13 protein-coding genes are annotated in these 23,460 nt (G+C 44.1%); 11 read left to right on the top strand and 2 right to left on the bottom strand.

Going from position 1 to position 23,460, the window contains the following annotated elements; all coding sequences use genetic code 11:
* Positions 1–121 precede the first annotated feature (121 nt).
* The 6 genes from DWX62_RS03535 to DWX62_RS03510 all read left to right on the top strand — a co-directional run bounded on the left by DWX62_RS03535 (position 122) and on the right by DWX62_RS03510 (position 9,824).
* The gene (locus DWX62_RS03535; protein ID WP_035449096.1) at positions 122–1,063 is read left to right on the top strand and encodes an ROK family protein; all 942 of its coding nucleotides are present in this window, start codon (positions 122–124) and stop codon (positions 1,061–1,063) included.
* Between the two features lie 22 nt (positions 1,064–1,085).
* On the top strand, positions 1,086–1,817 hold the full coding sequence (locus DWX62_RS03530; RefSeq protein ID WP_005833056.1) for a glucosamine-6-phosphate deaminase: 732 nt from the start codon (positions 1,086–1,088) through the stop codon (positions 1,815–1,817).
* A 53-nt stretch (positions 1,818–1,870) separates the two neighbouring features.
* A complete protein-coding gene (locus DWX62_RS03525) occupies positions 1,871–3,136 on the top strand; it encodes an MFS transporter (RefSeq protein ID WP_008665144.1) in 1,266 nt (421 codons plus the stop codon).
* A 15-nt stretch (positions 3,137–3,151) separates the two neighbouring features.
* Positions 3,152–4,876, top strand: a complete 1,725-nt coding sequence (locus DWX62_RS03520) for a glycosyl hydrolase family 18 protein (RefSeq protein ID WP_034532961.1) — start codon at positions 3,152–3,154, stop codon at positions 4,874–4,876.
* Between the two features lie 253 nt (positions 4,877–5,129).
* On the top strand, positions 5,130–8,240 hold the full coding sequence (locus tag DWX62_RS03515; protein ID WP_120172581.1) for a TonB-dependent receptor: 3,111 nt from the start codon (positions 5,130–5,132) through the stop codon (positions 8,238–8,240).
* 21 nt (positions 8,241–8,261) lie between these two features.
* On the top strand, positions 8,262–9,824 hold the full coding sequence (locus tag DWX62_RS03510; protein WP_005827028.1) for a RagB/SusD family nutrient uptake outer membrane protein: 1,563 nt from the start codon (positions 8,262–8,264) through the stop codon (positions 9,822–9,824).
* A 584-nt stretch (positions 9,825–10,408) separates the two neighbouring features.
* Here DWX62_RS03510 and DWX62_RS03505 read toward each other — a convergent pair.
* Together DWX62_RS03505 and DWX62_RS03500 are read right to left on the bottom strand one after the other, a co-directional pair.
* Positions 10,409–11,212 carry a ThuA domain-containing protein gene (locus DWX62_RS03505; protein WP_008665150.1) on the bottom strand — a complete coding sequence of 268 codons (804 nt, stop codon included), beginning with the start codon at positions 11,210–11,212 and terminating at the stop codon, positions 10,409–10,411.
* Between the two features lie 42 nt (positions 11,213–11,254).
* Positions 11,255–13,720 (bottom strand): glycoside hydrolase family 9 protein, encoded by a 2,466-nt coding sequence (locus DWX62_RS03500; RefSeq protein WP_057258628.1) that lies wholly within the window; start codon positions 13,718–13,720, stop codon positions 11,255–11,257.
* Positions 13,721–13,951: 231 nt separating this feature from the next.
* Between DWX62_RS03500 and DWX62_RS03495 the strand changes: the two genes are divergently transcribed.
* The 5 genes from DWX62_RS03495 to DWX62_RS03475 all read left to right on the top strand — a co-directional run bounded on the left by DWX62_RS03495 (position 13,952) and on the right by DWX62_RS03475 (position 23,458).
* The gene (locus DWX62_RS03495; protein ID WP_005827019.1) at positions 13,952–15,616 is read left to right on the top strand and encodes a DUF6377 domain-containing protein; all 1,665 of its coding nucleotides are present in this window, start codon (positions 13,952–13,954) and stop codon (positions 15,614–15,616) included.
* Positions 15,617–15,822: 206 nt separating this feature from the next.
* Positions 15,823–18,783: a SusC/RagA family TonB-linked outer membrane protein gene (locus DWX62_RS03490; protein ID WP_005827017.1), complete on the top strand. Its 2,961-nt coding sequence runs from the start codon at positions 15,823–15,825 to the stop codon at positions 18,781–18,783.
* Between the two features lie 32 nt (positions 18,784–18,815).
* Positions 18,816–20,609 (top strand): RagB/SusD family nutrient uptake outer membrane protein, encoded by a 1,794-nt coding sequence (locus DWX62_RS03485; RefSeq protein ID WP_005833034.1) that lies wholly within the window; start codon positions 18,816–18,818, stop codon positions 20,607–20,609.
* A 22-nt stretch (positions 20,610–20,631) separates the two neighbouring features.
* A complete protein-coding gene (locus tag DWX62_RS03480) occupies positions 20,632–21,810 on the top strand; it encodes a hypothetical protein (protein ID WP_117703655.1) in 1,179 nt (392 codons plus the stop codon).
* Between the two features lie 310 nt (positions 21,811–22,120).
* A complete protein-coding gene (locus DWX62_RS03475) occupies positions 22,121–23,458 on the top strand; it encodes an alpha-amylase family glycosyl hydrolase (protein ID WP_008665154.1) in 1,338 nt (445 codons plus the stop codon).
* The last annotated feature ends 2 nt before the right edge of the window (positions 23,459–23,460 follow it).

Below are 23,460 nucleotides of genomic sequence, written 5' to 3'. Positions count from 1 at the left end.
GACTGCTTTTGAACCACCGCTGACAAGTATTAAACCTTTTTTGTCAGAGAATAAACCCTTGTCTCCCTGATAGTGCGTAATATTGTGGACAGTAAACAATATTAAAAAACGCATATAAAAAATGGAAACGTATTTAGGTCTTGATTTAGGAGGCACGAAGTTGCTGATTGGCGAAATGGATAGCCGTGGCAACATTTTGAGGTATAAGAAATATGACTCCGGTTACTTTAATCAGCAGGCTGCGCTGGAAATCATCAAGTCGTCGCTCGATGATTATATCCGTACCGTGGGCTGGTATGACCAGAAACCGGTAGCGATGGGTGTTGGCCTGATAGGGCGTGTAGATTCCAACGAAGGTGTCTGGCTGCAGATTGACCCGAGCAGGACACAGCGGATTGAGTTGGCAAAGGAACTGTCGGATATATATGGCATGCCTTGCCATATAGACAATGATGTGAAGAGCGCTACAAGAGCCGAACGCGTCTGGGGATTCGGACAAATTTCCAAAAACTTTATATACGTAAATGTAGGTACAGGCATTGCCGTGGGTACGGTGATAAATGGGAGACAAATCCGTGGCAGCCATTTCAATGCCGGCGAAGTGGGACACGTGCGTGTAGGTGTGAACATAGGCATTAAATGCGGTTGTGGACGGATGGACTGTGTGGAGGCGATTGCTGCCGGCATAGGTTTTGACAATTGTGCCCGTCTGCTCCGCAACCAGTATGAGACCGGCCTGCATATTCCGGCTGAAAAAGGGGAACGGGTGATTGTGAGTGAGGTGTTTGCACTTAGTCAGAAAGGTGACCCTCTCTGTACGGTGCTGGTGGAGAATGCAGCTGAGGCGCTTGCCAATCTTATCATGAATCTGGTACGTGTGATTGACCCGGACACGGTGGTGTTGGGTGGAGGCATTGTGGCCGACGGGTATATGCACGAGAAGATTCTGGAGAAACTTCATCCTACGACCATGCGTTTTGTCAGCAACGGGGTTGTCATTACGAAACTGAATCCCGGATTTATCGGGCTTCTGGGGGCCGGCGCGGTGGCGATGAATATGTGATTAGGAATTAATGATTAAGAATATGAAAATAACAATAACAAAGAATGAAAAGGAGTTTGACTGCACGGCTGCATGGCGCATCATCGGGCAGATGTTGAATGAACCGGAGAGTGTGATAGGACTTTCGACGGGACGTACTACCGGCAATCTTCATCGGTTGGTGGGAGAAATCTATACTAAATATCCATTTAAGGTGGATACCGTTACTTTCTTCGGATTGGATGAGGTAACGAATGTGCCGCGCGAATATGCCGGAGCATGCTACACGATGCTGAAAACGGAGTTGATGGATACATTGGGCATCAAGGAAGAGAATTTTTTGATGCTGCCTACCATTTCTGGTGATTTTGAACAGTCATGCAGGGATTTCCAGCAGGAAATTGCGAACCGTGGCGGCATTGATTTGCTGATTTTAGGGTTGGGTGAGAACGGACATCTGGGATTCAACCAGCCGGAATCTCCCTTTGGCGGTGAAGCATGGGTGACCCGGATGAATGTGGAACTGGAAGAACGCATCCGTAGAGAAACGGGTACTCCTCCCGATAAAGAGTTGGGAGGGGCTACTTTGGGAATAAAGAACATTATGCAGGCACGCCGGATTGTACTGGTTGCCAAAGGGACTAATAAAGCGGATATTGTCAAGCGGATGCTTGAAGGGCCTGTGACAACAGATGTTCCTGCTTCCATCCTTCAGCTTCATCCCAACTGTGAATTTCTGCTGGATGAGGCGGCGGCAAGCATGCTTAACTGCTAAGTCGCCTTGCAGGCGGCTGATAACTAATTATTTGAATTAATAATCAAAATACTATGACACAACAAGAAAAACAAATAAACTATATGGGGCCATTCATCACGATGGTGTTCTTGTTCTTTATTGTAGGTTTCCTTACGACTGCCAATACTCAGTTTCAGGGTCCTCTGAAAGAAACTTTTCTTTCGGAAGTGGGCGGGTTAAAAAATACTTTTGCTACTTTGATTACTTTCTCCTGGTTCCTTGCTTATCCGGTTTGTGGAGGGGTAGGCTCGTCGTGGATTAGCAAATACGGATATAAAGGAACATTGATGCGTGGATTGCTGGTGATGATTGTGGGACTTGGTTTGTTCTTTGCCTCTTCCTATTTCACAGTACACTTTCCTGAAGCGAATTGGCATGCAGGAAATAATGTTATCCCTGGAGGGTTCTTGATTTTCTTACTGGGTTCTTTCGTGGTAGGGGCTTCGGCCACCATTCTGCAAGTGGTTATAAATCCTTATCTGACGGCTTGCCATGTCAAGGGTACCCAGTCCATTCAGCGTTTGGCTATAGGCGGTTCCGCCAATTCTGTGGGAACTACGCTTGCTCCTTATTTCGTGACCGGTGTCGTGTTCGGCGGTCTGTCTATGGAGGACATTCAGATTGACCAGCTGATGGTTCCGTTCCTGGCATTGATGGCTGTTATTTCTTTGATTGTATTGTTGTTGATGAAATTGTCTTTGCCCGATATCCAAGGAACCAGGGTAGAGAAGGGAGAAAAGCTGGAAAAAAGTGTATGGTCCTTCCGTCATCTGACATTGGGCGTGGTGGCTATCTTCTTTTATGTAGGAGTGGAAGTCTGTATCGGGGCCAATATCAATCTGTATGCCATCGAGATGGATTATGCTTCTCCGGCACTGATGGCTACGCTCTATTGGGGTGGTATGCTTGTGGGCCGCCTGGTGGGGAGCAGCCTGAGCAGGATTTCTCCCCGCGTGCAGTTGACGGTTACTACGGTATCGGCAGGACTACTCGCCCTACTGGCCATTCTTCTGAATAATCCGTGGCTGCTCACGGCAGTAGGTCTGTTCCATTCCATCATGTGGGGAGCTATCTTTACTTTGTCCGTTGCCCATTTGGGAAAATACACTTCGGTGGCTTCGGGTGTGTTCATGATTGGAGTGGTAGGCGGTGCCATATTGCCCTTGTTGCAAGGAGTGCTTGCCGATGTTCTTGGAGGCTGGAGATGGTCATGGCTCATCGTTCTTTTTGGAGAAGCGTTTATGCTGTATTATGCATTGATAGGTTCACGGGTCCGTCAGACCTGCGATAATTTGTAATTAAAGATAGTACTTATGAAAAAAATTAGAATGATGATGGCTGCCGCTTTGGGCGTATTGGTTTCATGCGGTAGCGTTAAGTCGGGAGAAGAGGTCGTTGCGGCTTCCCGCGATTCAAAGGTTGTGGTTGCTTATGTCACTTCGTGGAGTGAGGTGATGCCCGACCCGCAGTACATGACGCATATCAACTATGCGTTCGGTCATGTAAACGAGAGCTTTAACGGTGTCAAGATTGATAATGAGGAACGTTTGAGACAGATTGTTGATTTGAGGAAACAGAAGCCGGAGCTGAAAGTGCTGCTTTCCATCGGCGGCTGGGGAAGCGGACGTTTCAGTGAGATGGCTGCCAATGATGAATATCGCCGTGCTTTTGCCGCGGACTGTGACCGTGTGGTGAAGGAGTTCGCTTTGGATGGCATTGACATCGATTGGGAATATCCCACCAGCTCTATGGCAAATATATCCTCGTCACCGGACGATACGGAGAATTTTACACTTCTGATGCAGGATATCAGAGCTGCCATCGGCAATGAAAAGGAACTGACACTTGCCACCGTAGCTTCTGCCCGTTACATTGACTTCAAGGCTATCTTGCCTTCCGTCGATTTTGTGAATATCATGGCTTATGACATGGCTTCTGCTCCCAAGCACCATTCGGCGCTTTATCCGTCAGGACATAGCGGTGACATTACTTCGGACGGTGCCGTTACTGCACACTTGAAAGCGGGCGTACCGCCTTCCAAGCTGGTGATGGGTATGCCCTTCTATGGTCGTGGAGGTGACGGTTATCCCAGCTTCCAAGACTATAATAAGGTAGGGAATACGGATACCCAATATACTGAAAAGTGGGATGAGGTGGCTCAAGTGCCTTATCTGGCCGATAAGAATGATACGTTGGTATTTGGTTTTGAGAATCCCCGTTCACTTGCCATCAAGTGTCAGTATATTCTGGATAAAGATTTGCTGGGAGGCATGTATTGGGATTATAGCGGAGACAATGAACAGGGTGATTTGCGCCGTACGGTAGCAGAAAACCTATTGGGCAAGCCGCACAAGGCGAAGGTACTGGTGTTGACGGAACGTGGCGGACAGCACGGAGGATTTACGGATGCCGGTTTGAGGTGGTTGGCGGCCGAAGGTGTAAAGGGGAATTTCAGTATTACCGAGATAAACAATGCCAGGAACATAACGGAGGCTTACTTGTCGCAGTTCAGCCTGGTTATTCAATTGGATTTCCCGCCTTATACTTGGCCGAAGGAAGCGGAAGATGCGTTCGTCAAGTATATAGAAGAAGGCCGTGGCGGCTGGATAGGTTTCCATCATGCTACTTTGCTGGGCGAGTTTGACGGTTATCCCATGTGGCAATGGTTCTCTGATTTCATGGGTGGTGTACGTTTCAAGAACTACATAGCTCCGCTGGCCGACGGTACGCTGATTGTGGAAGATAAACAGCATCCGGTAATGAAGGATGTTCCGGCCTCTTTCGTGGTGCCCGATGACGAGTGGTATACTTATGACAAGAGTCCGCGCCCTAATGTACATGTATTAGCCAATGTAGACGAATCGAGCTACACGCCTGCATCGGACATCAAGATGGGCGATCATCCGGTGGTTTGGGTCAATGAAAGCAAAAAGGCACGCAATGTTTATTTCCAGATAGGGCATAGTAGTAAGTTGTACGAAACGGAAGGGTTTACGACCATGTTCAGAAATGCCATTAACTGGACTTTAGAAAGGTAATACTTTTTATAATCAATGGATTTGGAAGAAAACGGGTACGTACAGAAACGTATCCGTTTTTTTATGGGTTTAAACTTTATCACTTTAAGTTTAAAATAAAACGTTTTTTATGGATGTGTTAGTAAATGAACTCCTTATGAGAAATATTCAACTTCCATTTCTTGTTTAGTACGTAATTTCGCTTATCGAAGTATTGGAATTTGTATCAATACAATATGAATAACTTTCTATTTTATAAACTAATACTATTATCATGAAAAGAAAAAGAGTCCTTTTGCTGCTTTGCATTCTCAGTTGCACTTTGCAGCTCTTCGCACAACAAATTAATGTGCAGGGTATCGTTTATGATCCTTCTGGAGAAACGGTTCCGGGTGCTAATGTCAGTATGAAAAGTAATCCGGCTGTGGGTACTGTGACGGATATTGATGGGAATTTCAGTCTGAAAGCTTCTGTGGGTGATGTGTTGGTCTTCACCTTTATCGGTTATGAGCCTATTGAGTATAAACTGACTGCTGCAGATACAAATCTGAAAGTCCGTTTTACTGATTCTTCTGAGTTGCTGGACGAGGTAGTTGTAGTAGGCTATGGTGTACAAAAGAAGAGTGTACTTTCGTCTGCTGTGAGCCGTGTTACCAGTGAAGAGTTGGATAAAGGTAATCCTACAAATATTCAGAATGCTTTGAAAGGTAAAGTTTCCGGTGTACAGATTATCTCTAATTCAGGTCAGCCCGGTGCGGAATCAAAGATTCGTATTCGGGGTACCGGTACGGTCAACAACTCCGATCCGCTTTATATAGTAGACGGCATGCCGTCTGAAAGTGGTATCAGTCATTTGAATCCTTCTGATATTGAGTCTATTGAAGTGTTGAAAGACGCAGCTTCCGCCGCTATTTACGGAGCCCGTGGTGCTAACGGTGTTGTGCTAATAACTACGAAGAAGGGTACTAAAGGGAAGGCTACTTTGAACTATGAATTTACGTACGGTATTCAGAATCCTTCCAAGAAGGTGGATTTGCTGGGTAGTGCGGATTATCAGATGTTGATGAATGAAATGGCTGCCAACGCAGGTAAGGACCCTTATTTCCCGACTGTTTCCAGCGTCAATACCGACTGGCAAAAGGAACTGCAGAACAAGAATGCTCCTATTATGAACCACAAGGTTTCGTTGAGTGGAGGTACGGACAACTCTACCTATTATGCTTCTTTCGGTTATGTAAAGCAAGAAGGTATTTATGCCAAAGGACATGCTGATTATGAACGCTACAATGTACGCTTGAATTACAATAATGTATTACTGGACACGAAATCACGAAATTGGTTGAATAAGATTAGTTTTGGTGCAATTGCAAGCTATTCCAAGTCAATCCAGACTGGTAATACTATTGGCAATAGTGAAGCTGCAGGCTTGATTACTTCCATGAATATGTTGCCTCCTACCGAGCCGGTTTATCAGACCGACCCTGCTATACTGGAGCAATATGCCGTAACTTATCCAAATCATGTCATTGCTCCCAACGGCCTGGCATACAATATCATCGAGATGCGTGAAATAACCAATCCGCTGGCAGCCATGCAGGTCAGTCATAACCAGAGGACTATGCCTCAGAATTTCGGTGCGAACTTTAACCTTGATGTCGACTTGTTGCCAGGCTTGAAGTTCAAGACTACCTATGGTGCGGAATGGGTGTTCAATTCCATTAAGAATGTAACTCCAGTCTACGAGCTAAATGCTACCAGTAAGAATGCCACTTCCAAGGTAGAGGATAAGAAAAGGGAGTCTTCCTATTGGCAGTGGGAAAATGTACTGTCGTATACAAAGTCTTTCGGCCGTCATAATATAGGTGCACTGTTCGGTACAAGTATGTCTTCCTACCATTACTCCAATTTGGAAGCGGAAGATTATAATCTGCTGGTGGTGGATATAGACAAGGGATATATAGACACGGCCACAGCGCCCGAAGAACAGTCCAAAGTATGGGGTGGGGCGGAAGATCACCGCATTGCATCCATATTCGGACGTATCAATTATAATTATGATGAAAAGTATTTGTTCGAAGCGGTAGTGAGACGGGACGGTTCGTCAAACTTCAGTCGCGAGCACCAATATGCTACATTCCCTTCGGTTTCTTTGGGTTGGGTGTTGACTCGTGAGAAGTTCATGGAAAACAGACCTTCCTGGTTGGATTTTGCCAAGATACGTCTAAGCTGGGGACAGAATGGTAACGAACGTATTGGCTCCTTTGCCTATACAAGTATGATGAGTCAGGGTAAGAATGCAGTCATAAATGGAAAGGTATATACGGGCATGCTGCCCAGTGGCTATGCCAATGCTGATTTGAAATGGGAGACCTCCGAACAGACCGACTTGGGTATTGACTTGCGTTTCTTCAACAGTGCATTGACATTCTCTGCCGACTATTTCGTGAAGAAGACGAAGGACATGCTGCTTTCCATGCCGATTCCTCTTTATACCAGTTATGGCAGTATGACGGTCAATTCGGGTACAGTGAAGAACGAAGGTATCGAGTTCGAAGCGTCCTATCGCTTTAAGGTGGGTGAAGTGAATCTGGGTATCAATGGAAATGCTTCTTATGTGAAGAATACCGTAACAGACCAGGGCCCCGACCGTGTCGGTCTCAATAATATCGGCGGTGGTATGGGCGGCCAGGTCAGTTGGAGAGAGAACGGGCGTCCGTACGGCTTCTTCTACGGTTACTTGCATGATGGTATTTTCCAGAATCAGCAGGAGATAGATAGCTATACCTACGTAGATTCTAACGGAAAGACTCAGTTGATACAACCGAATGCCAAGCCCGGAGATATCCGTTTTAAAGATTTGGACGGTAAAAATGGTCTTAATGGCGATGACCGTACTATGATAGGTAAGCCGAATCCCGACTGGACATATGGATTTACGCTCTCTGCCGATTGGAAGGGGCTGGATTTCAGTGCATTCTTTCAAGGAAGTATCGGAAACGATATTTATAAACTGTACAGACGTTCCAACGTGACTTTTGGTAACTACGACAAATCCTGGTTGAACCGTTGGCACGGTGAAGGAACTTCCAATTGGGTACCACGTGTGATAGATGGTGACAACAATAACTATCAGGTTTCAAACTTTTTTGTGGAAGATGGTTCGTATATGCGTTTGAAAGTGTTGCAGATTGGCTATAGTCTGCCCGGACAGATGTTGCAGCGTGTCGGCGTCAAGGGGCTGCGTTTCTTTGTGCAGGGCGAAAATCTGTTTACAATTACCAACTACAGCGGTTATGATCCTGAAGTGGGAACACGTGATGGATTTGACGGGGGAACATATCCGCAAGCACGTACTTATACTATCGGTGCGAATATTACATTTTGATTAACCTAAAAATTAGATACAATGAATAAGATATTAAAGGTATTGGCTTTGGGTGCGATGGCTTTGTCGACCACAGCTTGTTCAGATTTTCTGGAAGTGAATCCGAGAACTCAGGTGTCGGAAACCGAATTCTATAAGACGGAAGACGATATGATGAAGGGCTTGTATGCCGTGATGAATGAAATGCAGACCCGTATGCCGGAGGTTTGGTCTTACTCTTCTTTGCTGGGTGATGAGTCCGAAACCGGCGGTGGTATCGGTGAGGGGTCTTACAAGACGAAATGGGATACTTTTACCTATGACGCGACTTCTTGTTTCGGTGCATGGGGATATGGTTCTTGGTGGAATGAGTGGGATTTTGGCTTGTTCAATGGAGTCATTGCTGCCAATCTGTTGATTGACAAATTGGCCGGATGCAACCTCAGTGCAGACTTTGTCAATTCCATTTCTGCCGAAGCGCGCTTTTACCGTGCCATTTTCTATTACCATCTGTTTATGGGGTATGAGCAATTCCCGCTTATCAAACATTATCTGGCAGCCAGTGAAATGTATAGCGTTGCCAAAGGAACCCGTGAAGAAATTTATGAGTTTATGATGGGTGACTTGGATGACGAAGTGACTAAGTATCTGCCCCAGCGCAGTGCTACACAGCAGGGACGCGTTTGCCGGGATGCTGCCAAGCTGCTTCGTGCCAAAATTATTTTGTTCCATCGTGATGAGACTAAATATCAGGTGGCATTGAATGACATGAAAGAAATAATCACCAGTGGAAGATACCGGTTGAACCCTGATTATCAAAACTTATGGGTGAAAGACGGAGAATGGTGTGCGGAATCTATCTTTGAGGTATGTTATGCCGGCAATAACTCCGGTGAAGGGTTTGGGCTTGCACGTTCTTTGGGCGGTCGTAACATTGTTGACCCGAGAAGTGCCGAGCAGGGCGGCTTGGGCGAAGGTTATGGGCAGAATACCATGCCGAGTACTGTTTACAACATGTTTAAGGAAGGTGATACGCGCCGTGAGGGAACAGTCATTGTCTATGCGGACGAGGCTAAAAAAGTGGCAGAAATGGTGGCCAAAGGTGAACTACCGGCAGGAAGTGCTTTCCAAGTCAGTGACCAGCAGGAAAATTACGAGGGTCTGGGGCACTATAAGATTCATCCGAGAAAGGAGACGACGTCTACGGTGAATCCTACGGATAACTATTATAACTCTTGGCGTATTTACCGTTATGCCGATGTTTTGCTGCTGGCTGTGGAGCTTGATGTACGCATCAACGGAACTGCCAGTGCCGATGCGCAAGGCTGGTTCGACCAGGTCAGAGACCGCGCTTTCAAAGACAAAGAGCATCGTATCAACTTGGCCGGAAAGAGCAAGCAGGAGCTGTTGGATATTCTTTTTGAAGAGCGTGGGTATGAGTTTATGGATGAAATGCAGCGTTGGTTTGATATTCTGCGTTTCGATAAAGGAACAGAGATTTTAGGTAACAAAGGTTGGACGGAGAAGTTCAGATACTTTCCAATTGACCAGTCGGAAATGGATAGAGCTAAAGGTGGCTTGACACAGAACCCTGGCTGGTTATAAGTTTTGATTGTTTTTTTCTGAAGAGTCCCCGGTATTTCCTTGTGAATAATACCGGGGATTTTTTGTTCCTTCACAAAGTTTGTTTTGGCAAAACATCTGTCATGCTATCACGCAAATGGGTGTATTGTTTTGATTATAAATCAATTAAAGCGTGATAGATACCCGTGACAGATAAAAAACGTTACAACCATCTATCACGCTTTCCAATCTTTCTAAAAGATGATGCCTCCTATTTATTGGGTGAATCGTAAAAGTGGCTATTGTCTTAGTTCTCAACATGAAACTTTTAGTTTTGAGACTAAATACGAGAAGTTTTGATTGGGAAAATAATTGGTTTCATTAAGGGAAACCTTTAGTTTCCTTTCGTAAAACTAAAAGTTTCAGCAAGTGAAACTTTTGGTTTCAACGATATGAAACTGTCATTCCGGCCCGTTGGGAACCGGCAAGGGTATCTATATAAAACGACCGAAACAGATACTTTTCGAAGGAAAAGTATCTGTTTCGGCATAAAAACGTAGTGTTAACATAGGAAATAGGGGAATTATCCCCTATTTATTCTCTTGATTGCTGTTATGGAAACCGTTTTATTTGAGGAACGGGTTGCCGCTTTTGTCTTTGCTCACTACCCAGCGGAAAGCATTAACCAATAGCAGGTTCTGTGTACCGTCGATAAACTCTTCGTCACCATGCCCCATATTCAGGTAAATCATTCTGTAATTCTTGTTGGACCATACGATGGGGAAGTCGCCAAAATTCACTACATCCTTGATACCCAGTGGATAGTTCTTGGGAGATAGGGACAAGAGTACCTCTACGTCCTTGTTCTGGCGGGGGCTGGGAGTCCATTGGTACCATTCGCTGGCGGGAGCCACGAATGATGCAGGCAGATTCTTGGTAACGGGATGTTCTTCGTTGTCGACTTCGACCAATACCGGCTGGGGAGGCCAGTTGTTGCAATAGAACACCCCACCACCAAGAAACTTAACGAACCAGGGCCAATGCGTGTTTTTGTCGTTGTAGGCTGCTGCGTGGAAACCTACCCAACCGCCTCCGTTTTCCATGTATTGCTCAAAAGCATCGCGTTCGGCCTTGGTGTTGGGGGATGTGTTAAGCATGATAATGACATTGTATTCTTTCAGTTTCTCGTATGGGTATTTTGAAAAATCGGTAGTAATATCCAGAACAAAGCCGTCACCGTAATTGAGCTTCTTGAAGAAAGTGGTTGCTTGTTCTGCAAATTGTACGTGTGCTTCTTCCGCATGTTGCGTGTAATAAATCAAGGCCTTGAAGCGAGGAGCTTTGGCATAGTTTGCCGGATAACCTTCGGGGACTTGTGCGTACGTCAGCAGGGTGCAAGCCGTAAACAATAAAATAAACAGATGTTTCATAATTTGTAATTTATAATTTATAAGTTATTAATTCTCCATTATCTAATATTCCGCAATCAGAGACAGCCATTTGCCTGCCGAGGTAATCCATACCTCTTTATAACAGGCATTGTTGGTTTGCGGCCAATAGGGGACATCGTCGTTACCCAGGGTACGGATACCAACGGGCATCTCTCCTGTCATTTCTCCCGAAGAGAAGGTATTCAGTTGCGGATAGTTGTGTCCTTCTCCATAAATCAAGGATTGTCCGAAAGGATTCTTGCCTACGGTCCAGTACAACTGTTCCAGACCGATGTTGAGCAGTTCCTTGTCCTTCAGGAAGTTTCCGCAGATGGCGGCGGACTTTCCGTTGGAAAGATGGATGGCGGTATTGCCGTTGAAAATGTTGAACCACACGGGGAAACGTTTCATGTAGTGCTCTTTGTCCAGTTGTACTCCTCGTTTAATCTGTTCCGTGTACAGTTCCTTGGCATTGGCAGGGGGAAACAGATGGAGGGCGTAGAAGTTGGTGGTATCCTTATATTCCTCTGCATGGTAAACACCGCTTGGAATCATACCGTAGGGATGGGTATACTTCATCATTCCTTTCAGATACTCTCCATATAGTTGTATGGAATTCACCCATTTAGGATAATCGGGGTGCTCCTTCTGGGTTTCGCAAAGCATCACCATGGCCTGCATATAGACCTGCTCGCGCGACTGGTGTATGTAATGTACGATGGATTTGCGGGATTTGTCCCGGTAGAAGAATCCGCGTGTCCCGTCTTTGTCTTTCAGCGGTTCCGTGCGCTGGCAGTCGAGGGTGTAGCGGATGTATTCGGCGGCGATGTCCGCATAAGAAGGTTTTCCGGTCAGCTTGTATAATTGGCTTGCCGACCAGGAGATGGTAGCCATATACTGACTTTTCGAAGTGTTGTAACTGTGTTCGTAAGGCTGGACGAACTGGTCGAAGCTATCTTTTTTGAACTTCTCCATAGCAAAAGCGAAATCTTCTTCGGCCACGCGCAATAGGTATTCCTGCAGCATCGGGTCGTTGTCCAGCGTCATGGAGGCGTAAGCTTCGTATCCGGCATAGAGAAAGTTGTCAAATGCCATGTTCTGTACACGTACGGAAGATATGTCGTCCAATGTATTGAACACACCGTCTTGCCAGATAAGCAATCCCATGCTGCTGGCGCGGTAACCATCGCCGTAGCGGTTCTTTAGGATGAACTCTACTCCCCATTCCGCCTCTTCACGCAGGCGGGCGGCGAGGGCTGGGTTGATATTTCTTTGTTTATTATAGGCTTCGAGCAGAGCAAAGGTCACGTCTCCCGTCTGCAAGGTTTGCTGGGACAAGTCTCCTGCATCGTGCCATCCGCCGGAGTAGGAGATGCTGCGTCCGTCATGTCGGGACATGAGGTCTACGTGGCAGGTGGAATGCTTGCCGGGAACCGGATGTCCACAGCGCTGGCAGAAGATGAAGTTCAGCACTTTCCATTGTGAATCTTCCCAAAGTCTTTCTCCAATCCGGAAGGTGGGAGTTAGCGATGTTCCGACCTTCAGCTGATACTCTCCGGGATTATTGAAGGAGGTGAAATCAATAAGGCCAAATTCTCCGAGAGTGGTTTTCTCTTTTCGGATGTCTCCTTCGTAAGCTATTTCTCCGGTTGGGGTAAGCAGTTGGAAGCGCTTTCCGGCGTCTATGGTGAGGTTTGTGTTGATGAGGGCGGTTTTGGGGTGGTTGACGGCATAGCCGGTTGTCGAGTAGGAGATTTTTCCATCGGCAGGTATCCATCCGCTGACTTTCTCAGGGGCTTTCACCGTTTGCAGTTGTAGATTGTCCAGGTAGTAGATAGCTGAATCTCCTGTAGTCCGGTCTTTGCCTTTGAGGGCTGTGCTGAAGGTGATGGACATCACCTTGTCGCGCTGATACTCGTCTATTTCGAGGAAGCATTGGTTCCACTCCTTATTAATAAGGTTAATGAGGTGTGAACCCGAAGGCTGATTATATCCTTTCTTGGCAGGAGTATCTGCATTGCGAAACGTGAGGTTCATGTTGACGATGCGCGCGCCGTCGCAATCGGGATAGATGGAGAATACGATGCGGTTGTACTTCTCCAGATTGGCGCCGTCTAGATGATAGGTAACACTGCTGTTTCCGTAGGTGGCATAGTCTGGGTCGGAAGGAGAGCCGGTCGCCCTTTTCCCGGTGAATGTGGGGAATTGCAGTTTGATGCTGCCTTTGCCGGAAACGGTCTTTTCCGTACTGAAGGACATGCTTCCTGCGCCGGAATGACTCCATCCCTCTGTACCTGCCGAGCGGGTGAGAGGAGCGCTTTGCAAGACCTCCTTTTTCCATCCGTTGGTTTCGAAAGAGTTTTCAATATCCAGGGGGAGGGGTTGATGTATCAGTCCGCTTTCGTGGAGTTGTCGTTCCAGTTTGGGGTCTTGGGTCAGACGTGTCTGACCGTATGCGGCAATACTGCCGAGAGATAAAAGGTATAAAAATAATAATGTCTTTCTCATGTTGATGTCAACCTTTGGTTTCGGTTGCAATGTTAGCCATTATTAGGCAGAAGGAGGTTTGAAAACTGCCATAAAAGCTTTAAAAGCTATCCGAAGTAGAGGAAATATGAATTTCGGTAGATGTATAATCCCTATGATGTACGACTTATAATGCCAAAGAAAATACTAAAATCGTATTTTCATAACAGAAGAAAATTGTAACTTTGCGAAGTTATGTCACAATGTTAACCTATGATGCGTATCTTGATTTTAATAATAATGCTGTTGCCATGTTCGCTTGGTATGTATGCATCTGCAATAGATAGCCTTTTGTCTGTTCTGGATAAGACTATCGTAATGCGTAGACAATACGAGGAAGAAAAAGAACGGTATATTTCTTTGATAAAGGATGAGTTGAAGCAAGGGAGGCTTACTGACATGGAGCGTTATCTGATACAAAATCGTCTTTTTGCCGAATATAATTCTTATATTAGTGATTCTGCATTACATTATATAAATGAAAATATTCTTATTGCCACACGGCTAAATAATAGGCAATGGATAAATAGTTCTATATTAAATAAAGTACATATTCTAAATACTTCGGGCCTTTTTGTTGAAGCAATGGAATTGCTGAAATCGCTTCCTCGTAACACGTTGGAGGGTGAAAATATAGTGGACTATTATGTATGTTTTGAAAACCTATATCTCTATCAGGCAGAGTACGCCACTGATCGGAACTACGTGAACAATTATCTTCGGATAGCAAATTTGTATAGGGATTCTATAATCAGCCTAGTACCGGAAGATACTTATAGATATGTAGTCGTGCATGCACCTCAGCTCATTGACCAGGGAAAAAGTCAGGAGGCTATATGTTTATTGAAGAATTTTTTACCTCGGTTGAAATCCAATACGCGTGAGTATGCAGTAGCTACTTCAATTCTGGCTTTTGCTTATCATGTCGTGGGGAACAAGCAAAAAGAAATGGAAGCACGTATTAGCAGTGCCATTGCTGACATTAGGGCAGTGGTGAAAGAAAATTATTCTTTGTGCGCATTAGCGGAATTACTTTATGGAATGGGCGATTTGGAACGTGCTAATCACTATATCAAGATTAGTATGGAAGATGCTAATTATTATACTACTCGGTTGCGTAGTTCGCAGAATTCCAAGATGCTTCCGCTCATAGATCGTGCTTATCAGCAAGAAAAGGAAATACAGCAACAGCGGCAGAGAATGTTTATTACAGGCATATGTATCCTTTCTGTTTTCCTTCTATTGACAGTACTGTGTGTGCTATGGCAAATGAAAAAATTGTCTTATGCCCGTAAAAAAGTTGTTGCTGCCAATTCCCAATTGAGTATATTGAATAGTGAATTGAAGAAGCTGAACAAGTCTCAACATGAGGCTAATGAACGATTATTGCATACTAATCAGACTCTTACGGAAGCCAATCATATTAAGGAAGAGTATTTGGGACGTTTCCTCAGTTTAAGTTCCTCTTATATAAGTAAGATGGAAGAATATCGCCGCATATTGAACAAGCAGGCTGCTGCCGGTAAACTTGAGGAGTTATATCGTACATTGAAGTCCGACCGTTTCATAAATCAAGAGTTGAAAGAGTTCTATCACAATTTCGATGTATCTTTTCTTAAGATATTCCCTAACTTTGTAGAAGAATTTAATCGTTTGTTGCCAGTTGAAGAACAATTGCATCCTAAAAATGAAGAATTGCTTGTTACCGAACTGCGCATATTTGCACTGATTCGTTTAGGTATTACAGACAGTGCGCGTATTGCAGAATTTTTGCGTTATTCCATAACTACCATCTATACTTATCGTTCCAAGCTAAAAAACAAGTCTCTTTGTAAAGAGGACTTTGAAGAACGAGTGATGAAAATAACTTCTTTTTGATTTTATCCTCCTTTTGAGGCTTTCTTCTGCCTTAAAAAGTCTAGAAATGATTTAGAAATTAGTAGCAATAGCATTTTCGTAATGCGTTGTATTATAGTTGATTGCCTGTTGTAGGACTTTAGATTTTTATCTCAGCCCAAATCGTGCGTTTGTTTTGATAATACATTTGCATCAATCTATTTATTGTTTAACTAATTTCTAATAAGATGAAAAAGAAAAGTCTAAAGAGATGCCTTAAAAAGCGCATGATCCTTTTACTGGGTTTTCTTATGATGACTGGTGTTGCTGTTGCGCAACAACTTCAGGTACAAGGAAAGGTGACCGATGCAACGGGTGAAGGTCTTATCGGTGCAAGTGTATTGGTAAAGGGTACAACTTCGGGGGTGATAACTGACATTGACGGTAACTATGTGTTATTGAATGTCAATCCTGATGCAATACTTATTTTTTCTTATGTAGGTTACCAAACGCAGGAACTGAACGTATCCGGTAGAAACAAGATTGATGTTGTCTTGCATGATGACCAGCAGGTGTTGGAAGAAGTTGTAGTAGTGGGTTACGGTTCATTGAGTAAAAAAGAAGTTTCCAGTTCCATTGTACAAGTGGATAAGAAAAATTTTAATTTGGGGGCTATGAATAACCCGATGGAAATGGTATCGGGAAAAGTCGCGGGCTTGAATGTCAATACGCAGGCAGCTGCCAATCCTAACTCCAGTTCTTCATTACAAGTACGTGGTGCAACATCTGTTTCTGCAAGTAATAGTCCTTTGATTGTCATAGATGGTGTGGCAGGTGGCGATATCCGTAACATCGCTGCACAGGATATTGAATCTATTACGGTATTGAAAGATGCGGGTTCAGCTGCTATTTACGGAACGCGAGGTGCTAATGGTGTGATTTTAGTTACAACGAAACGTGGCTCGGGTGAAGCTGGAAAAACGGTAGTCACATATGACAGTTACATCGCTTTTAATGTAGCCAAGCCCTCTCCGGATATTCTGTCGGCTGATGAATTCCGTCGTTCGAGACGAGGTACAGACTATGGAGCCGACACTGACTGGTATGGACTGATTACTCGTGATGTAGCATACGACACAAACCAATATATATCTATTGATGGTAGCACAAAGAATGGTTTCTATGGTGCTTCCTTCAATTACAAAAGTGCCAATGGACTTGACATCGTGAGTGGTCGTGAAGAATTTGGAGGTCGTTTTTCTATGGAACAGCGTGTACTGGAGAATCGCTTACAATTCAACGGTTCGTTGAGTGCACGTCGTGTAAATGAAACCTGGGGAAATGATGGTTTCTTCGATAGGGCACTCACAATGAATCCTACAATGCCGGTATATAATGCAGACGGTTCGTATTATCAGCCTACTTCTCCTACGGGTGCAACCAATCCGGTTGCGGAGCTTGCTTTGAGAGATAACAACGGCCAGCGTATGTATTTGTTGGGTACGGCTGAGGCTAAACTGAATATTTTGCAGACAGAAAAGCATTTGTTGAATACAACATTAAGTTACTCATTGCATTACAATGACATGAAGCAACAATATTATGCTTCGTCTGCCGGTTCGGAGTCCTATTGGAATGGTTATAAAGGACGTGCGGAAATGAAGTATCAGAAATGGTACACCAATCGATTGGAGTGGTTGGGAAATTATGCACTGAACTTGGGCGACCACAATATTAAGGCTGTAGTGGGCTATACTTATGAGAAGTCTATCTGGGAACAGATTGGTGGTAGTAACAACGACTTCTCTTTTGATAATACGAAATATTGGGATTTGGGCAGTGGCTCTTATCTGAAGGATGGTTTGGCAAGTTTATATAGCGGTCGCTCTGAATCGACACTTATTGGCTTCTTTGGTCGGTTGAACTATAATTGGAAGGATATGCTTTTTGCATCGGCTTCGTTGCGCTATGAAGGCTCTTCCAAATTTGGTGCTAACCAAAAGTGGGGGTACTTCCCAGCAGCTTCTTTGGCTTGGGAAATGATGGAGATGGGCTTTATGAAGAATACCCGGAAAGTGTTGACCAGTTTGAAACCGCGTGTTTCTTTCGGAATTACCGGTCGTTCGGATTTTGATGCTTATAAATCACTTTCTACTTACAATACCAATGGTAGTTATCTCTTTGACGGGCGTTGGGTAACGGGCTATGCTCCCTCCAGTAATGCTAATCCGGATTTGGCTTGGGAAAAGAGCGTTGCGATTAATCTGGGTGTTGACTTTGTTCTATGGAATCGTTTACGTGGTTCAGTGGAGTATTTTGACCGTAGTTCTAAAGACTTGCTTTATACGTACACGGCACCTCAACCGCCTTTTGTCTATTCCACTATTTTGGTTAACGTTGGAACAACGAAAAATACCGGTATAGAAGTATCTTTGGATGGTGACATCCTTACTAAAACAGCAGTGAAGTGGACGAGCGGAATCAATTATTCTTATGGAAAGACTAAGTTGACCAAACTTTCTAACGATATTTACAAGGCATCTTATCTCGACCTTTACTTAAAACCGGGTACTGGTTCCAGCGAATATTTCTTCCGTGTGCAGGAAGGGGGAGAGATAGGGCAGTTCTACGGTTATGAATATGCAGGTGTTGACGAAAATGGCAATATGCTTATTTTGAATGATAAAGATGAGCAAATACCGATTTCTCAGGCTGATGCCAAGTATAAACGTTATATTGGCAATGGTGCTCCCAAGCACTTCTTGTCTTGGAGTAACAACCTGACTTGGAGAAACTTTGATTTGAGTGTATTCTTCCGCGGTACATTCGGTTTTGATGTATTCAACATGCGTAAATATGGTATGGGGCTTCAGGGATGTGGTACAGATAATGTTCTTCGCTCTGCGTATCTGGAAGATAAGAATATCCGTACCGGTGGTGGAGTAATATCTTCCTATTTCCTGGAGGATGGTAGCTTCATAAAACTGGAAAATGTAACCTTGGGATATAATTTTACTCCTAAGAACCGTAAGTTACTGGATAATATGCGCATATATCTGTCTGCCAAGAATCTGTTTACCTTGACCGGATATTCTGGTAATGACCCTTCAATTATAGACGTGAATGGTATCCAGCCGGGAGTAGATAGTAATAGTGCTTATCCTACAGCAACTCAATTGAGTTTAGGTGTGACTCTTCGCTTCAAATAAATGAGAAACAAATTATTAAAAATATGAAAGATATGAAATATATAAAATGTCGTTGGTTATTGGCGATGATTATGTCATGTTCACTTTTCTCTTGTACTAATTTGGACGAGGAAGTGTTCGATCGTGTGGATGCCGGAATTTATTATCAAGATGAGACGAGTGTTCAGGGGGCAGTGGCAGCCATCTATTCGAAAGCTGCATATAGTTATTTGGAATACTTCTGGTATTTGCAGGAGTTTTCTGCCGACCAGGTGGCATGGCGCAGTTGGAACGGTGGACTTTGGGGATGGGATGAGGCATTGAAGTTTGCTTTGTCTTCACATACCTGGACGTCAGAATCAACCATTATTCGCCAAACTTGGGAGAATGCGTGGACCACTATTGGGCTTTGCAATACGCTTATTACAGATTTGCAGGCAATCAGCCCCGCATCTATACGCATGACTGAGGATGCTTTGAATAGTTATATTGCCGAAGTACGTACCCTGCGTGCTTGGGCATACTACAATATCTTTGAGATTTGGGGTGGAGCACTTCCCTTGAACATTTCTTCGGGTGCGGAAATCCCTGGTTCTGCAGATACTGATTTTGATAAGGGGTGCAAGATTATCTACGATTTTATCAGTCAGGAATTAGATGAGTCAGTTACAGATCTTATGAAAGAAGATGGTTCTGGAAAGACTCGCAACCGCATGAACCAAGCTGCCAATCGTATGATTAAGATGCGCTTGTTGCTGAATTCTGAGGTGTTTATCAAACAAAACAGTTATAATGAGTGTGCCACTCTTTGCCAAAAAATTCTGAATGGCGATTATGGTACTTACAGCATTACCGATGACTATCGCGATATTTATTCGATAAACAATGTAGAATGTCCGGAAGTTGTAATGGCATTGGCGATGGAAGTCGGTCAGGTCAATACCGGTTGGATGCGTAACATGCCTTTCATGCCTTACAATTGTTGGGATTACTTTGGAGGTACATACAGCCAGAGCGGATGGAATTGTGTATGCTTGGCACCTTCATGGGATAATTCTGGAAATGTACAGCCGTATGGTGGTACTGACAATCCTAAGAGCTTTCTTACTGACTACGGTGATAAGTTAGGAGCAGTTTATGAACGTTTCCACGATAAAGATATCCGTAAGCAGAACTATGTGTATAATGAAACAACAGGAAACTATCAAGGCATTTTTTTGAAAGGGGCTATTAAAGCCAACTATGGTAAGGGTGCGGCTTTGAAAGCAGATGCCGACCGTGACGGTCAGGATTTGGTTTATGTGGATCAGGTGGGTACATTCCTTAATTTAGGACGTAATCTGGAGACTGTCATGTCACCTCGCTGGGGTGAAACGAATTCAGGTGTCCGTTTGGTAAGATATCCGGTTTATCCGGAGAGTGCAGGCATTGATTTCCAAAACATCGATGAGGTGGAATTCCGTTTGAGTGAAGTGGTCTATACTCTTGCTGAATGTAAAATGCGTGCAGGTGATACAGAAGGTGCTAAAGAGCTGGTATATAGAGTTAAAACACGCTATTTTACAGATAAATCGGCTCTCGAACAGCCCGGTCCTGGTTTTACATCCTTTGATATGGATTGGATGTTGAGTGAATGGGGACTTGAATTCTTGGGAGAGGGGCGTCGTCGTCGTACAGACTTGCGTCGTTTCGATAAGTTTACGCAAGGGCAATGGTGGTTCTTTGGCCGTGCCACGGACGACGGTTTAAGCTATCCGGCTAAACGTGACCGCAAATACGAGTGGTATCCCTTGCCCCAGTCTGCCCTTATGGTAAATCCGGGACTGGTACAGAATCCTAATTATTAATCATCCTATAATAATAGTAACAATGAAAAAATATATATGTAATCCGCTATGGCTTTTGTTGCTTTTTGTAGCTTTCATCAGTAGTTGTGACAAGGAGGAAATTGTGTTTGACCATGAGTTGCCGCAATTTGAACTTCGTAGCGATGCTATCTTGCTGGAGGTGATTATGCCCCAAGGAACTGGTGCCGATGAAATAATTTATATTGCAGGCGATTTCAATGGAGGTCAGGATGCTGCTTCCGGAGACCTTAAGTGGCAGATGGAGAAAGCTGCAAACAATGATGTTAAATGGGGCATATACCTCTATCCGGAAGATTTTGTTAATGGAAAGACACTTGCCGATGGCTTTTATTTCGTTTCTAAGACACAAGGTATAGAGCGTACTTTGCAGAATGGGGATGCTTTACATCAAATTTCGGCTAAGGTAGGTACTCGCACTGATATAACGGTAACCCGCTGGAATGCTTATTTTGAGGAGCCGGAAGACCCAAGTGAAGTGATTCATGACGGTTATGCTGTGTTCGTGATGGACAATACAGGTTGGGATGCACTGACACTTTATGCGTGGGGAAATGATTTGCCGGAACTTTTTGGAGGTTGGCCCGGTATTTCACCTACTGGTAGCGTTGAGATAAAAGGAATTACCTATAAATACTTCGATACAGGTGAAGCAAATAAGGGATTGGTTTACAATTTGATATTTAACGATAATGGAGTAGGTTCACAATTTGATGGACCACAGAACTTTACTCTTGACCGTGACATATATTTGGAAATCACAGAAAGCGGTTGGACGGAAATAGATCCGGATGCAGTGGTTATCCATGATGGTTATGCCATATTTATTGAAGACCAGTCCGGATGGGCAGAAACAACCATATATGCGTGGGGAAATGATATACCGGAACTCTTTGGCAGTTGGCCAGGAATATTACCAACCGGTAGTGTTGAGATAAAAGGTGTCACGTATAATTATTACGATACAGGTGAAGCAAATAAGGGATTGACTTACAATCTGATAATGAATAATAACAATGGAGGCTCACAATTTGACCTCGCAGCAGTGACGCTTGATCGAGATTATTATTTCCGTATTACGGACATAGCTGGTGAGGAGATTGACCCTAACAATCCGGACGGAGACTCTGAACCGGAATCTGAAGCGGCTTTTGTTTCTAATCAGAATAATTTCTTGAAATGAGTTTTGTATAGTAATGAAGATGTTAAATGACCTATTGGTGGAATGAGATTGGGGATAGGATATCTCTTTTCAATCTTGCGGATATATGTCCCAAGGCTTGGTTTTTCTATCCCAAGTCTTGGGATAGAAAAACCAAGCCTTGGGAAGAAGTTATCTCTTAGCTCTTTTGTTTTTTAGTATTGGCTTCCGGGATTTTTAGTATTAAGTCTTAGTATCTTTTCTGCCAATGCCCATCACTGGAGAGTTTGGATGCTCCTTTTGCAGATATCAGTTCCGCCAATGAGTATAAGTATAGATAAAAAGTAGAAATATGAAAAAAGTAATAATTGCGACACTGCTCTTTACGATGCTACATTCTTGTATGGGGTGTAGTGATAGTCAGAGTGACATGGAACCGATTCCCGTCCCACAGGAAGAATACATGGCTTCGGATATGGTGATTTATGAGGCAAATCCCCGCATTTTTGCCGAAGAAAATGCGTTCTCTGCCATCAAAGCAGAGCTTGACCGTATTCAAAGCCTGGGAACTACCGTGCTTTGGCTGATGCCTGTAAATGAGCCGGGAGTACTGAAAAGTGTGAATTCACCTTATTGTATAAAGGATTATAAAAAGCTGAATACACGTTACGGAACAAAAAAAGACTTGAAAGAACTGGTAGATGCTGCCCATGCCAAAGGAATGAAAGTGATTCTTGACTGGGTTGCCAACCATACTTCGTGGGACAATGCTTGGGTGACTGAGCATCCGGATTGGTATACACAGGATGCAAATGGCAATGTGGTACAACCTCAAGAACAGCCTTGGGCGGATGTTGCTGACTTGAATTTTGACAACGAAACCATGCAGCAAGCCATGATTGATGCCATGAAGTATTGGGTAACAGAAATTGGTATTGATGGATACCGTTGTGATTATGCCGAGGGGGTACCAGATGCTTTCTGGAAGAAAGCAATCGCCGAGCTCCGTACACTTGACAATAATTTGCTGATGCTTGCCGAAGGCGGAAAAACGTCTTTAATGAACAATGGTTTCAATCTGCTCTACGGCTGGAACTTCCATAGTAAACTGAAAGACTATTATGCCGGTAAATGCTCACTTACTGACCTTTATGCTATGAATACTTCCGAATTGGAGGGAATGCCGAAGGGTACGTTACGGTTACGCTATTCTACTAATCATGACCAGGCAAGTGAGGCTTCACCGATAGAATGTTATGGCGGTGAGCGTGGTGCCATGTCTGCTTTTGTATTGACGACTATGCTCGAGGGGATACCTCTTATTTATAGTTCGCAGGAAGTAGCCTATCCGCGGTCACTTAACTTTTTCAATTACGGAGTTATAGACTTGAAGTCCAATGAAGTCTTTGCGCAAGAGATGGCAGAAATCATCAGAGCCTATAAAGCTACGAGCAGTGTACGTGGTGGTGAACTGGAAGTTTATACTACCGGAGATGTCGCTTCATTTTATCGGGCAGCAGGCAGTCATGGCATGTTGGTCATGGTGAATACTGCCAATGAGTCTGTACAAGTGAAAGTACCTATGGAGCATGCTGGCAAGACCATGACCGATGTGATTGCCGGTGTGGATGTGGAGTTGCCTACAGTAATGACGATGGAACCTTATCAATATTTTATATATCAACAATAACG

It is taken from the genome of Bacteroides sp. AF20-13LB (genome assembly GCF_003603065.1).
Taxonomy (GTDB): Bacteria; Bacteroidota; Bacteroidia; order Bacteroidales; family Bacteroidaceae; genus Bacteroides; species Bacteroides uniformis.
This window is presented reverse-complemented; position numbering and strand designations above follow the sequence as displayed.